This window comes from Rhizobium sp. CG5 (assembly GCF_023701945.1).
GTDB lineage: Bacteria > Pseudomonadota > Alphaproteobacteria > Rhizobiales > Rhizobiaceae > Allorhizobium.
Window position 1 is genome coordinate 54,169 of record NZ_JABAEF010000007.1, and the last position, 12,459, is coordinate 66,627.

At 63.0% G+C, this 12,459-nt stretch carries 15 protein-coding genes; all 15 read right to left on the reverse strand.

All coding sequences use genetic code 11. From position 1 onward, the window contains the following. Position 1: 1 nt before the first annotated feature. Positions 2–883: a hydrogenase nickel incorporation protein HypB gene (gene hypB / locus HGO38_RS13145; RefSeq protein ID WP_250956347.1), complete on the reverse strand. Its 882-nt coding sequence runs from the start codon at positions 881–883 to the stop codon at positions 2–4. Further along, positions 883–1,224, reverse strand: coding sequence for a hydrogenase maturation nickel metallochaperone HypA (hypA, locus tag HGO38_RS13150; RefSeq protein WP_250956348.1), 342 nt, complete (start codon positions 1,222–1,224; stop codon positions 883–885). The genes hypB and hypA overlap by 1 nt, the downstream gene beginning before the upstream one ends. Continuing rightward, positions 1,217–2,329, reverse strand: coding sequence for a nickel-dependent hydrogenase large subunit (locus HGO38_RS13155; protein ID WP_250956349.1), 1,113 nt, complete (start codon positions 2,327–2,329; stop codon positions 1,217–1,219). Before HGO38_RS13155 ends, hypA begins: the two co-directional genes overlap by 8 nt. Beyond that, entirely contained in the window at positions 2,326–2,850 is a 525-nt protein-coding gene (gene hybE / locus HGO38_RS13160) for a [NiFe]-hydrogenase assembly chaperone HybE (protein ID WP_250956350.1), read from the reverse strand. The genes HGO38_RS13155 and hybE overlap by 4 nt, the downstream gene beginning before the upstream one ends. Further along, a complete protein-coding gene (locus HGO38_RS13165) occupies positions 2,840–3,055 on the reverse strand; it encodes a rubredoxin (protein WP_250956351.1) in 216 nt (71 codons plus the stop codon). The genes hybE and HGO38_RS13165 overlap by 11 nt, the downstream gene beginning before the upstream one ends. Further along, entirely contained in the window at positions 3,052–3,900 is an 849-nt protein-coding gene (locus HGO38_RS13170; RefSeq protein ID WP_250956352.1) for a hydrogenase expression/formation protein, read from the reverse strand. The genes HGO38_RS13165 and HGO38_RS13170 overlap by 4 nt, the downstream gene beginning before the upstream one ends. Continuing rightward, positions 3,897–4,346: a thioredoxin domain-containing protein gene (locus tag HGO38_RS13175; RefSeq protein ID WP_250956353.1), complete on the reverse strand. Its 450-nt coding sequence runs from the start codon at positions 4,344–4,346 to the stop codon at positions 3,897–3,899. Before HGO38_RS13175 ends, HGO38_RS13170 begins: the two co-directional genes overlap by 4 nt. A gap of 174 nt (positions 4,347–4,520) precedes the next feature. Then, positions 4,521–4,811, reverse strand: coding sequence for a HypC/HybG/HupF family hydrogenase formation chaperone (gene hypC, locus HGO38_RS13180; protein WP_250956354.1), 291 nt, complete (start codon positions 4,809–4,811; stop codon positions 4,521–4,523). A gap of 90 nt (positions 4,812–4,901) precedes the next feature. Then, positions 4,902–5,477, reverse strand: coding sequence for a nickel permease HupE (hupE, locus tag HGO38_RS13185; RefSeq protein WP_250956355.1), 576 nt, complete (start codon positions 5,475–5,477; stop codon positions 4,902–4,904). A 10-nt stretch (positions 5,478–5,487) separates the two neighbouring features. Next, positions 5,488–6,087: a HyaD/HybD family hydrogenase maturation endopeptidase gene (locus tag HGO38_RS13190; protein WP_250956356.1), complete on the reverse strand. Its 600-nt coding sequence runs from the start codon at positions 6,085–6,087 to the stop codon at positions 5,488–5,490. After that, the gene (cybH, locus tag HGO38_RS13195) at positions 6,087–6,818 is read right to left on the reverse strand and encodes a Ni/Fe-hydrogenase, b-type cytochrome subunit (protein ID WP_250956582.1); all 732 of its coding nucleotides are present in this window, start codon (positions 6,816–6,818) and stop codon (positions 6,087–6,089) included. Before cybH ends, HGO38_RS13190 begins: the two co-directional genes overlap by 1 nt. Positions 6,819–6,834: 16 nt before the next feature. Next, complete coding sequence (locus HGO38_RS13200) at positions 6,835–8,625, reverse strand: nickel-dependent hydrogenase large subunit (RefSeq protein ID WP_250956357.1); 1,791 nt, start codon at positions 8,623–8,625, stop codon at positions 6,835–6,837. Between the two features lie 23 nt (positions 8,626–8,648). Next, positions 8,649–9,731: a hydrogenase small subunit gene (locus HGO38_RS13205; RefSeq protein WP_250956358.1), complete on the reverse strand. Its 1,083-nt coding sequence runs from the start codon at positions 9,729–9,731 to the stop codon at positions 8,649–8,651. A 239-nt stretch (positions 9,732–9,970) separates the two neighbouring features. Next, positions 9,971–11,416 carry a nickel-dependent hydrogenase large subunit gene (locus HGO38_RS13210; protein WP_250956359.1) on the reverse strand — a complete coding sequence of 482 codons (1,446 nt, stop codon included), beginning with the start codon at positions 11,414–11,416 and terminating at the stop codon, positions 9,971–9,973. Continuing rightward, a complete protein-coding gene (locus HGO38_RS13215; protein ID WP_250956360.1) occupies positions 11,413–12,405 on the reverse strand; it encodes an NADH-quinone oxidoreductase subunit B family protein in 993 nt (330 codons plus the stop codon). Before HGO38_RS13215 ends, HGO38_RS13210 begins: the two co-directional genes overlap by 4 nt. Positions 12,406–12,459: the final 54 nt, after the last annotated feature.

The window sequence follows — 12,459 nt, forward strand, 5'->3', positions numbered from 1 at the left end:
CTCAGGCCGCCTTTGCCGCCTGGCGGGCCGCGGAGGCTTCGAGCCAGGCGTAGAAGGCCTCCATACCTTCGCCGGTGCGGGCCGACACGGTCAGCGTCTGCAGGCGCGGATTGACCCGCAAGGCGTTGGCGATGCAGAGCCCGACGTTGAAATCGAGATGCGGCAGGAGATCGGATTTGTTGAGGATCATCAGGTCGGCAGCGGCGAACATATCAGGGTATTTGAGCGGCTTGTCCTCGCCCTCGGTGACGGAGAGTACGGCCACCTTGTGGGCTTCGCCGAGGTCGAAGGCCGCCGGACAGACGAGATTACCGACATTCTCGATGAAGAGAACGGAGCCCGGCTGCGGGCGCAGATCCTCGACCGCGTGGCCCACCATATGGGCGTCGAGATGGCAGCCCTTGCCGGTATTGATCTGGATCGCCGGGGCTCCGGTCTCGCGAATGCGGGCCGCATCGTTCGAGGTCTGCTGGTCGCCTTCGATGACGCTGATTTCCAGCCGGTCCTTCAACTCGTTGATCGTGCGCACCAAAAGGCTGGTCTTGCCGGAGCCGGGACTGGAGACGAAGTTGAGCGCGAAAATGCCGTTGCGCACGAAGAAGGCGCGGTTCTTGTCGGCATGGCTGTCATTCTTCGACAGGATGTCGGTCTCGATCTGGATGATGCGTTCCTGGCTTAGGCCTGGCACATGCACGCCGGCAATGCCCTTGCCATAATGCACCGCACCGTCTTCCGCATGGTGATGCTCGTGATCATGATCATGATGGTGACCATGATCGTGATCTCCGTGATGGTGCTCATGACCGTGGTCATGGTCGTGGGCCGTCTGCGCCTTATCCTTGTCGATCACTGCCTGGGTTCCGCAACCGCATACCGTGCACATCAGATCACCTCCATGTCTCTGATCTTCAATTCATCGCCTGCCGTCATCTGGACGCGGTGATTGCCGCAGTCCGGGCAGGCGCCAAAACGTTCCGTCAATTCCACCGTCTTGCCGCAGTCGAGGCACCAGCCTTCTCCGGCGATCCGGTTGATCTCAAGGGCGGCATCCTGCGCCATCGTTCCGCGCCGGATGGCATCGTAACAGAAGGAAAGCGCCTCCGGATTGACGTGACTCAAGACGCCGACATCGAGCCGGATCGACCGGATGGCGCTGGCACTGTTGGCCCTGGCGGTTTCGCAGGCGATCTCCACGACGCTTTCCATCAACGACATCTCATGCATGGGCTGCCTCGCGCACGGTGATTTCGAATGCCACGCATGGGTCAAACAGCGCGGCGAGTTGCGAGACGACCTTGCGGCCGGCCTCGCCATCGCCGATCCTACAGGAGAGCAGCGTTTCGACAAACGGACCGGCCGGGTGGAAATTCCATTCGGTCGGTGCGAGAATCCGGTAGGCGGAAATCGATCCATCACTGCCGATCTCCGCCTGGTGATAGAGCCGGCCCCGCGCGCATTCCACCGCCCCATAACCGCCCGCGCCGGGGCTCGGTCCGTCGCTGAACAGCGGCGCGAGGTCGCGCTCCTCACCGTCGGCGATGCCCTGCAGCAGGTTGAGACAGAGGCGCACGTCTTTGATGCGTGCCAGCAAGCGTGCAGCTAGATAGGGCTCGTCCGTCGCCGCCGAAGCGCGCAGCCGGGCATAGGCGCCGGTCTCGGCAACCCGGCCGGCCAGATAGGGGAGGGCGGCATAGCCGGATTCCCGGACGAGATGATCGAGGACTTCCTCGTCGTCATGGAGGTTAAGCGAATCCGGCCGGCGCAGCCGGAAGATCCGCTCGAAGCGGATCTCGTCGAGGATCGCCGCACATAGCGTCCCCGTCGCGGGGATATCGCCCACCACCGGTATGCCAAGGGAGGTGGCGGCGCCTTCCAGGCGAGCCGTCGGCAAGGCCAGGGTGTGGATCGGCAGGGTGCCGGCACGGGCTCCGGCGATGATGCTCTGCGAGGCGGCAAGCGCTTCGCGCAAATGCACGCCCGAGGCCACGGCCAGGTCCGAAACCCGGTGCGATGGCCAGTGCAGAGCCAGCGCCCGAAGGGTTTCGAAGACGCGTTCAGCCAGCAGCCCGGTGGCGGCGGCCAGCCGCTCGTCGCCGCCCATGGCCCGGTCCGCGGCACGCAGCACCGCCAGCCGTGCGGCGATCGATTGGGCGAACCCGCAGAGCGAGAACAGTTGGCCGGCCAGTACCGGGGCTTCCTCGGGGCGGCGGCCGAGGAACATGCGGGCCAGGCCCTGCGGCCGGCTGCCGGACAGTTCGGCGGCGCAGACCTGGCCGCGCGACACGGTCACATCGATCCTGATCGTGCCGGCCCCGAGAGCGAAGGTCATGGGCCGGCGTCCTCTGGCTGGCCAATACGGCCGCGCAACAGGTCGCGGCGGTTGACTTCGGCCGGCGGCCTCGGTGGCTCTTCGAGGAGGGATGGATCGAAAAAGGCGCGAGCGGCTTCTTCGGCCGTCTGCAGGGCCGCGTCCATGGAGCCGAATTCGAAGACCGGCGAAAAAAGCGAACAGCAATCCAGCCGGCCGAAACCCTCAAGCTCGCCGGTAATGAAGTCCACTTCTCCGGCCGGCAGTCCGATGCGGATTGTTGTGCCTGGAACGATCGCGGGGGCAGGGCGTCCCTCCGGCAGGTCGGCAGCAACGAGGTTCATGAACCAGGGCGTCGTGACGATGCCGATGGCGCGTCCGCCATAGCTGCGAAAACCGCTTGCTGCGACCGTGAGTGCCGGATTGCAGATCGGCAGGTCATGCATCGACCGCTCGAAAATACCGCGATAGAGCGTTTCGAGGCTTTGGCCGAGCGCGCAAGCCGCATCGTCGCAGGACTGGGTGGAGCGGTCAGCGTGCATCGCTCAGTCTCATGAATTTCGACTGCAGGGCATCGCAATTGGGACAGCGCCAGTCCTCGGGAAGGGCGGAAAATGGCGTGCCGGCTTCGATCTGCCAGACGGGGTCGCCCTCCGCCGGATCATAGACGTGCCAGCAGATGCCGCACTCCATCTTGTCACTGTCGCAGACCGTCTCGCGCTTGCCGAAATTCTCGAAGCTGCTCATTTGAAATAGGCCTCTTCGATCTCGCGCAGCCGCATTTCGGAATCGCGGAAATCCTCTTCCGCTGCAAGGGCGACGGAGGGGATGTCGGAGATCTCCAGCGTGTCGAGGATGATCGTGTCCATGGCGTTGTAGAACTGCACGGACCAGACATGGCGGGCACCCGTCGCCACCACGCGGCATGTGCCGTAGCCGCGCGAGGTGAGCTGTACAGGTCCGGCGCCCAATGTCTGCTGCAGAAATGTCATGTCCTCAGGGCTCATCGGAAACAGCGAGAAGGTGATGATATGCGGCTCGTCACCCTCCTTGTAGCGCCCGATCCGGTCGCCGATCTCGTGCAGCACCGGCATGACATTCATGGCACCTGCGGGGGCCGGCCCGTGGATGATCTGTGGTGGAAGCACAGCGCAGGCTTGCCGCACGGCAGCCGGGATCGAGGCGACTTCGACATAGTCTGCCAGCAATGCGCCATTGGCGTCGGTAAAGCGGACGCGCCAGACGCCGGCCATGACGGCCTCCTGGATCTGCGCCAGGACCCCGTTCGCAAGGGCCGCGACGCCGGCCACTTCGCCTTCGCCGAGCGTCTGAGTGATGAGTTCCTTGTCATCGTCGGCAAAGTCGGTGATGTCGAACAGATGGCCCGGCTGATCGGCTTTCTGCGCCGCCAGTGCGTCGGCGATCCGGGGCAGGAGTTCGGCGGTCTGGCGACAGCGCCTTATCATCTCTTCCGCCGAACTGGTGGCCAGATAGTTCAGCTTTCGTGCGCGCAGCGGCGTCTCGGCGCCGATCGGCATGACGGTCATGGTCGCATCGTCGCCCTCGGGCGCAACCCAGAAACCTGCTTTCATCGAACGATCTCCTTACCGGCATGGGTGATTTCGACGCGCGGGCCGCCGGACGGGGCAAGGACCGGGGCATCCGGCGACAGCCAGGCGCCGATCTTCTCGATATAGTCCGACCAGTCGCGGATCTTACCGAGCACGCCAAGCGGCTGGTCGCGCCGCGTCACGACAAGGCTCGGCATGACCACCACGTTGAAACGCGCCTTGAGGCCGTCCTCGGCGGCTCTGTCGATCACGGCGCCGCGCAGTTTCCCCTGGAAGGTCTTGAGCAGTTCCGGCAGGACGACCGCCACGTCATCGGCTTCGGGCCGCTGCTTCGGATCGCCGGTGAAGAAGAGAATACAGTTGTCGGGCTCGCCTTCAGCCGGTGCCAGGAAGGCATCGATATTTGTCCCGTCGACGAACGGCAGCCCCGCCTGTTCGCGCAGTGCGCCTATGAGATATGATGGCATTATGTCCTCCCTGATCGGCATGCCGGTATTTTAGGGAAAGATTTGCAAGTGCCGTGCCAGCTGGAAGGAAAGAGGAATTCCATTGATCTGAAAGGATAATTTCCAGCGCAAAGCCTGTGGGCGATGGTTTAAGTGGAAAGTTTGCTTTCAGACTGAAAACAAACCTCTCAGACGTCAGCGCAGATGCTCGGGCAGTTCCGGCTCGCGGGAGATGAGATCGGCAAACAGATGCTCGAAATTGCGTCCTTCGACGGCTTCTGCAAGCCCCTTGAGGGCGTTGTCGATCGCTTGCGCCTCGTCTGCGTCCAGGACGCGGATGGCGGAACCGAGATGGGTCAGGACGAAGGTGCCGGGCGGCTGTGCGCCGACAAGCATCATCGAAATCGATGAAATCACGTCGTGGCGCTTACAGCGTGCGGTCAGTTCGTCGCCATCCACAACCTGCATGGGAATGCCTATGCACATGTCGCTCTCCTGTCCTTGATTGTCTCTGTTAAAACCGGAAACGCGCAAGTCTGACCTTGCGCGTTTCGTGGTGCCGAAGCCTGCGGGCCGTCAGCCGGCAAGAAGTGCGGCGCCGGAGATGGCCACGACCGCGCCGGCAATGCGCGCTGCGACCTGCCCGGCCCTGCCGAAGCGAAGCGCACCGAGGCCGATGCCGGCCGCGTGGAGGGCGATCGTCGCGGCCAGAAAACCGGCCACGTAACCGGCCGCATGCGACATGGCCGGCAATTCGGTGCCGTGCGCATGGCCATGGAACAGCGCGCACAGGCCGACGATGGCAGAAGCGCCTGCGGTTGGAATCTTGACTTCAAAGGCAACCAGCAGTCCGAGGATCGCGACGGTGAGCGCGATGGCGGTCTCGACCATCGGCAGCGGCACCCCATAGATGCCGAGCATGCCGCCGACGGCCATGACCGACACGAAGGCAGCGGGCACGATCCAGCGGGCCGTGCCGCCGAGCGTGGAGGCCCAGAAGCCGACGGCGACCATGGCCAGCACGTGATCGAGGCCGCTGATCGGATGGCTGAGGCCGGCCAGCGCCCCGTCGCTGTGCAGGCCGACATGGGCATGGGCAACCGTTGGCAGGGTTACGGCCGCCAGCGTGGCCAGAATGCGAGCATATCTCATGAATTCCTCCCTAGAGAACCGGTGCAGGCTGCGCCTCACGCCGTTCGTAGCTTTCAAAATCGATATCGTTTTCAAGCAGAGCCGGAACGACCTCGTCCGCCGAGCGGGGGCGGATCGCGATCCCCCACGACGCCAGAAGATCGGCCGCGATCTGCAAGGCTCTTGGAATGACGGCCTTGACCGGCCCGGTCAGCGGACCGCCCCAGTCTTCCAGATCGACCGGCTGGCAACCGATCAGCGCCAGCTTCTCCGGATAGTGGCCGAGCAGGTCGGCGGCGCTCAGGACTTCCTGGAAGCCGGTCTGGTGCAGGCTCATCTTCTTGGCGCCGGTGAATTTCGGCACCTCGTCGTCCTCGACGAGCTTCAGCGTGCCGGGCACCAGGCCGTAGTCGATCGCGTCGAAGACGATCAGATAGTCGGCCTCCGTCACGAACTGGACAAGATAGAGGCCCTGCGTGCCGCCATCGAGGATGGTGATATTGTCCGGCACCGCATAGGCGCGATGAAAGGCCTCGACCGCGCGTACGCCAAAGCCTTCGTCCGCCCAGAGGATATTGCCGATACCCAGCACGAGGACGCGGGGAGATGCGGGGGCGTGATGCTGCGCCATCATTCCTCCTCCTCGTCCTTGAACAGCCGCTCGCCGGAGATCATCGAGGAAATGATCGACTGGCGGCTCATGATGTCCTCGCGCACCGCCACATAGATATGGACGATCATGAAGATCACCAGCACCCACATGCCGAGATGGTGCCAGGTATGGATCGACTGGCTATTGGGCCAGATCGAGAACACCCAGCCGAACAGCGCATATTGCCAACTGTCGCGGCCTGTTCCCTCGGAATAGAGGGCAAAGCCGGTGACAATCATGAAGATGGTTGGCAGGACCACGGCCAGGAACATGGAGAACTGCGCCAGCGGATTGTGGCCGATGTATTTCTTCGGGTGCTTGACCATGAAGGAATACCACCAGATCTCGTGCAGCCATTCCTTCCAGAAGCGGCCGCTCCAGAAGGGAAAGTAGAAGATCTGCCGCGAATGAGGGTTGCCGACAAACGCCCAGTAGATGCGCATCAGAAAACCGACGGCCAGGATCTGGCCGGCGGCAAAGTGGGTGAAACGGATATAGCCCATCAGGAAATGGCTCGACGCCTCGCCCGACAATGTCGGCGGCGGGCTGCCGATGAAGTAGCCGGTGACCATCAGCACGACGATCGCCAGCGCATTGACCCAGTGCCAGATGCGCACCGGGACTTCATAGACATAGACGCTCTGGCGGGAGACCGCCGCTTCGCCGTGGGAATCGGAGGCTGCCACCTTTTCAGTGACGCTTTCAGTCATGCTCATCGCATCCTCCCTAGCGCACCTGGACCTTGGCCATTTCCTGTCCATCCGGGCTCATGACATGGGTCGAGCATGCCAGGCACGGATCAAAGGAATGCAAGGTCCTGAGGATTTCGAGGGGCTGGGCCGGATCGGCCATCGGCGTGTCCATCAATGCCGCCTCGAAGGCGCCGATATTGCCGGTGGGATCGCGGGGCGAACCGTTCCAGGTGGTCGGCACGACGCACTGGTAATTGTCGATCTTGCCATCCTTGATCTTGACCCAGTGGGCGAGTGCGCCGCGTGGTGCTTCGGTAAAGCCGACCCCCTTGACTTCCGCAGGCCAGGTCTCCGGCTTCCACTTGTCGACGAAAGCGGTATTGGAATCGCCGGCCTTGATATTGGCCATCAGCTTGTTGAAGAAATGGCGCATCTGCAGGCCGGCCCAGTCGGATTCGAGCGCGCGGGCCGCGGTGCGGCCAAGCGTCGAAAAGAGGGCGGTGACCGGCAAGCCAAGATCGGTCAGAAGCTTTTCCACCGGCTCCTTGAATTCAGGCTTGTTCTGGGCATAGCCGACGATCCAGCGGGCCAGAGGCCCGACTTCCATGGCATTGCCCTTCCAGCGCGGCGACTTGATCCAGGAATATTTGCCGGCCTCGTCGAGTTCCTCGATATTGGTGCGCGTGCCCTTGGCGTTGGGACCGAGCACGTAATTCGGCTCGGTGACGCCGTCCCACGGATGCAGGCCCTTGGTTTCGTCCGGATACTTGTACCAGGAATGGGCCACGAATTCCTGGATCTCATCTGGATCTTCAAGGTCGACCGGGAAGACTTCGGCGAGATTGCCGTTGATGATCGCGCCGCGCGGCAGTTTCAGGCTGGCATCGGTATAGTCATTGGCATGTTCGGGAACGTCGCCATAGGACATCACGCATTTGCTCGACAGCCCGCCGCCATAGAGCCAGTCCTTGTAGAAGGAGCCGATCGCCTTGACGTCAGGAACATAGACCTTGGCGTTGAATTCGATCAGCTGATCGATGATCGAGGAGACGTGGTTCAGCCGCTCCATGTTGATCGCGCCGACGCCGCCTGTGCCATCGACATTGATCGGACAGGGCACACCGCCGACCAGCCAGTTCGGATGGGGGTTCTTGCCGCCGAAGATCGTATGGATCTTGACGATTTCCTTCTGGAAATCGAGCGCCTCGAGATAATGGGCGACTGCCATCAGATTGGCTTCGGGCGGCAGCCTGTAGGCCTTGCTGCCCCAGTAGCCGTTCTTGAACGGGCCGAGCTGGCCGCTTTCCACGAACTTCTTCAGCCGGGTCTGGATATCCTTGAAATAGCCGGGCGACGACAGTGGCCAGTCGGAAATCGACTGTGCCAGGGCCGAGGTGCCCTTCGGATCGGCGTTCAGTGCCGAGACCACGTCGACCCAGTCGAGCGCATGCAGATGATAGAAATGCACGACATGGTCATGCACCTGCAGCGCCAGTTGCATCAGGTTGCGGATCGAATTGGCATTTTCCGGGATGAGGATGCCGAGCGCGTTTTCGACGGCGCGCACAGAGGTCAGCGCATGGGTGCCGGTGCACACGCCGCAGATCCGTTCGGTGAAGGCCCAGGCGTCGCGCGGGTCGCGGTTCTTGAGAATGACCTCAATGCCGCGCCACATGGTGCCGGTGGAGACGGCGTTGCGGATGATGTTGTTCTCGTCGACATTGACCTCGACGCGCATGTGACCCTCGATGCGGGTCACCGGATCGACGACGATGCGCTTGCCGGAATTGTCGAGCGAGAAGCCATTCGGTGTTTGAACTGTCATGATGATGTTCCCTGCCCTGGTTGTTATGCGTCGGTTTTTTCGCGCTTGGAGGTGACCCGCTTGACCGCGGTGATTGCGGCATGGGCGGCAACCGCGCTGCCGACGACGACCGCTGCCGTGGCGCCGATCTTGTCGGCATTGGCCTCGACGCCGAACTGGTTGATGGTGGTCAGCCGGTCGTAGAAGCTGCCCTTGTCCCAGAAACCGTCCTCCGAACAGCCGATGCAGCCATGCCCGGACTGGATCGGGAAAGAGACGCCACCATTCCAGCGCACGGTGGAACAGGCGTTGTAGGTGGTCGGGCCCTTGCAGCCCATCTTGTAGAGGCAGTAGCCCTTGCGGGCGCCCTCATCGTCCCATTCCTCGACGAACTGGCCGGCGTCGAAATGCGGGCGGCGATAGCACTTGTCGTGGATGCGCTGCGAATAGAACATTTTCGGCCGACCCTGCCGGTCGAGTTCCGGCAGCTTGCCGAAGGTGGTGATGAAGGTGACGACGCCGGTCATCACCTCGGCGATGGGCGGACAGCCCGGAACCTTGATGATCGGCTTGTCGCGGATGACCTTGTCGATCGGGGTTGCCTGGGTCGGGTTCGGCTTGGCGGCCTGGACGCAGCCCCAGGAGGCGCAGGCGCCCCAGGCAATGACGGCCATGGCGTCTTCCGCCATCCATTTGAGCTTTTCGACGAAGGGCCGGCCGCCGTCGATGCAGAACATGCCGTCTTCGTTGAGCGGCGGGTTGCCCTCGACGGCGAGGATGTACTTACCCTTGTATTTCTGCTTGGTCTCTTCAAGGATCGCCTCGGCCTGATGGCCGGCCGCTGCCATGATCGTATCGTCATAGTCGAGCGAGATCATCGATAGCACCACATCCTTGACCAGCGGATGGGCCGAACGGATGAAGCTTTCCGAACAGCAGGTGCATTCCAGCCCGTGCATCCAGATGACCGGCACGCGCTCATTGGTTTCGAGCGCCTGGGCCATGGTCGTTGCCGCACCCGGGCCGAAGCCGAGGCTGGCGGCCGTCAGGCTGCAGAATTTCGTGAAGCTGCGCCTGGTGATGCCTTGACGGCGAATGACATCGTAAAAGGTTTCTGTTGCTGCCATGATGCTCCTCCGGCCTTATCCACCCTCCGGCCCGACCCAATGATCAGGGCGGGCGTGGTGGATAAGGGTTTGCAAGAAGCAGACCAGATTGAGAACGGCTCCAGTATTTGGGCTAGATAATTGTTTTTGCGATTTTATTAATGAAGTCTAAATTTTGGGAGCAGCGGCATCCGATCGGATCGATGCAAGCGTCATTTTCACTGCTGGAAATCCTGTGACCGGCTGTGTGCCGTGTCGCTCTAATGCGCGGTGCAGACCATGCAGGGATCGAAGGAGCGGATCACATGCTGAAGGGCGGCGGATTGCGCGCCAAGGCCGCCGGTGTCGAGCCCGGCCAGGGCGGATTCCAGCGGTCCGGGAATGCCGGCGGCGTCGCGGGGTGAGAAGTTCCAGGTGGTCGGTGCGATAATCTGATAGCGGCTGATCTCGCCGTTTCTGAGGCTCACCCAATGGCCCAGCGCTCCGCGCGCGGCCTCGACCAGGCCTGATGCGACGGCGTCGTCCGGCAGCGCGAAATGGCTGCAGAACTCGTCCTTCAGCCGGAGCTGCCTGAGCCATCCCTGCATCGCATGCACGAGGATGGCCGTTTCCACCAGCCGGGCGACGATACGGGTCTTCACCGACGTGCCGCCGTCCTTGGCCAGCAAGTCCGCGATCAGCGGATGCTGCGCCACGGCAAGACGCGCTGCCGCGCCTGTCTCGGCCGGGCTTCCGGCAAGCCGCGGTGCCTTGGCCCAGGAATAGGCGCCGTCCTTGGCAATCAAAGGCACGGTATCGGCCTCCGTCGGTCGCTTGTCGGTCTCGGCAAACCAGGCATGGGCCACATCCTCCGAGATGCCGGTGACATCGAGCGGCAGAACGCGGCCCTGGTCATTCATCATGCCAGCGGGCAGCAGGGACGACTGGCCGTCGTGATAGGCGCCATAGGACAACAGCAATCCCGGCCCCTTGCCGACACCGGATAGCTGCAGGTCGTCGGCAAGCGTCAGGAAGAACGGAAAATCACCCAGGGACGGGCTTGCGGCAAACTCGTCGAGTTCCAAGGCCGTCTCGATCGCCAGAATCGTCTCCAGCGATACGCCAAAGACGGCCTCTTCGAGATAGAGCTGGAACTCGCCCAGAAGCGAGGCCAGCTGCACCCGCTCGCCGATATCGATCGCCCGTGTCGTGCCGCCCGGCTGGAAGGCCAGCGAATGCGGCCATTTGCCGGCGACCACGCCCATGACTTCGAGCAGGCGCCGCCGCATCGGCAGGAAGCGGGCCGAAGCACTGCCGCTGACCGCCTTGAACCGGCGGACGGTCTCGTCGTGCCAGGGGCGGGGGGCATATTCCTCCCGGGCGAAATCCGGCATGAAGAACAGGTAGAAATGCGTGAGGTGGTCGGCGATGTTTTCGGCCGCATGGGCGAGATTGGCGGCGAGGTAGCCATTCGGGGCCGCCCTGCCGCCGGCGAGATTCCGCAGGGCTGTGGATGCGGCGATCGACTGGGATACCGAGCAGATGCCGCAGATGCGCGGCGCGATCACCAGGGCGTCGAGCCCCGGCCTGCCGCACAGGATCTGTTCGAAGCCGCGATAGAGCGTGGTGGTAACTTCGGCCTTCTCGATCACGCCATCGTTGATCTCGAGGGTCACTTCGAGATCGCCTTCGACGCGGTTGAAGGGGCCGGCAACGATACGGCTCATTCGTTCGGATTCCCGCTGCGCTTCGGCGCTTTGATGATGCGGTCGGAGGTTGCATTCGTCCGGACGCGCTCAGGTGTTGCCGATTTCGACAGCGCTGCCAGCGCCACGAACCATGCCTTTGGCATGTCGAGCGGCAGGCCGACCGGGATGCCGCCGATCTTCGGCGTTTCGAGAAAGCCGTTGGTCTCCTCGAAGCCGGGGGAGGTACATCCGATGCAGGAAAATCCGCCATGGGTGCAGGATCCGCCGCCGTTCCAGCCGCGCTGGTTGCAATCGCCGACGGCCTGGGTCGCCTTGCAGCCGAGATGCTCCATCATGCAGCCGAGATCGGAGAGCTTTTCGGCGCTGGCCTTGAATTCGTAATATTCATTGCGTTCGCAGCCGTGGTGGGCAAGCGTCTTGGCGTAGAATTTCGGCCGCCCGAGCCGGTCGAGATCGCGCTCGTCGAAATCGCCCATCTTCAGGGCGGCGATCGTTTCCATGATCCAGCCGGGGTGCGGCGCGCAGCCGGCGACGTTGATCACCGGCAGGCCGGACCGTGAACGGAAGCTACCACCCAGCGCGCCGCCGGATGCGGTGCCTTCATATTGCAGTCCGCAGGCCTCGGCCGGGTCGGGAGACGCGGAATGGATGCCGCCATAGGAGGCGCAGGTGCCAACGGCCACGCAATACTCCGCCAGGGGAGCAAGCCGGCGCACCCAGTCGAGCATGGTCCGGCCGGTGCCGGCGAGGCGATTGCAGAGGCCTGTTCCCAGTGGACCCCTGAGGATCGATCCCTCGATACAGAGGATGTCGAGAGGCGTCTCGCCGGTCGCCACGCTGTCCAGTATGGCGATGGCCTCGACCCCGCTTTCTTCGCTGAGCGACGGATGCCAGAGCAGATCGATGCCGAAGCTGCGCAGCTCGCGCGGCCAGCCTTGCGCACCATTGTCCAGGACCGACATGGTACAGCCGCCGCAGCTTCCGGCCTGCAGCCACAGCAAGGTCATCGGTCGTTCGGGGCGCGCGTTGCCATACATCATGATCGCCAAAATCTCGCATCT

What these genes read in the sequence shown, in the direction of transcription:
- hypB (WP_250956347.1), bottom strand. Translation starts at nt 883, where the DNA reads ATGTGCACGGTATGCGGTTGCGGAACCCAGGCAGTGATCGACAAGGAT.
- hypA (WP_250956348.1), bottom strand. Translation starts at nt 1,224, where the DNA reads ATGCATGAGATGTCGTTGATGGAAAGCGTCGTGGAGATCGCCTGCGAA.
- HGO38_RS13155 (WP_250956349.1), bottom strand. Translation starts at nt 2,329, where the DNA reads ATGACCTTCGCTCTCGGGGCCGGCACGATCAGGATCGATGTGACCGTG.
- hybE (WP_250956350.1), bottom strand. Translation starts at nt 2,850, where the DNA reads ATGCACGCTGACCGCTCCACCCAGTCCTGCGACGATGCGGCTTGCGCG.
- HGO38_RS13165 (WP_250956351.1), bottom strand. Translation starts at nt 3,055, where the DNA reads ATGAGCAGCTTCGAGAATTTCGGCAAGCGCGAGACGGTCTGCGACAGT.
- HGO38_RS13170 (WP_250956352.1), bottom strand. Translation starts at nt 3,900, where the DNA reads ATGAAAGCAGGTTTCTGGGTTGCGCCCGAGGGCGACGATGCGACCATG.
- HGO38_RS13175 (WP_250956353.1), bottom strand. Translation starts at nt 4,346, where the DNA reads ATGCCATCATATCTCATAGGCGCACTGCGCGAACAGGCGGGGCTGCCG.
- hypC (WP_250956354.1), bottom strand. Translation starts at nt 4,811, where the DNA reads ATGTGCATAGGCATTCCCATGCAGGTTGTGGATGGCGACGAACTGACC.
- hupE (WP_250956355.1), bottom strand. Translation starts at nt 5,477, where the DNA reads ATGAGATATGCTCGCATTCTGGCCACGCTGGCGGCCGTAACCCTGCCA.
- HGO38_RS13190 (WP_250956356.1), bottom strand. Translation starts at nt 6,087, where the DNA reads ATGGCGCAGCATCACGCCCCCGCATCTCCCCGCGTCCTCGTGCTGGGT.
- cybH (WP_250956582.1), bottom strand. Translation starts at nt 6,818, where the DNA reads ATGACTGAAAGCGTCACTGAAAAGGTGGCAGCCTCCGATTCCCACGGC.
- HGO38_RS13200 (WP_250956357.1), bottom strand. Translation starts at nt 8,625, where the DNA reads ATGACAGTTCAAACACCGAATGGCTTCTCGCTCGACAATTCCGGCAAG.
- HGO38_RS13205 (WP_250956358.1), bottom strand. Translation starts at nt 9,731, where the DNA reads ATGGCAGCAACAGAAACCTTTTACGATGTCATTCGCCGTCAAGGCATC.
- HGO38_RS13210 (WP_250956359.1), bottom strand. Translation starts at nt 11,416, where the DNA reads ATGAGCCGTATCGTTGCCGGCCCCTTCAACCGCGTCGAAGGCGATCTC.
- HGO38_RS13215 (WP_250956360.1), bottom strand. Translation starts at nt 12,405, where the DNA reads ATGACCTTGCTGTGGCTGCAGGCCGGAAGCTGCGGCGGCTGTACCATG.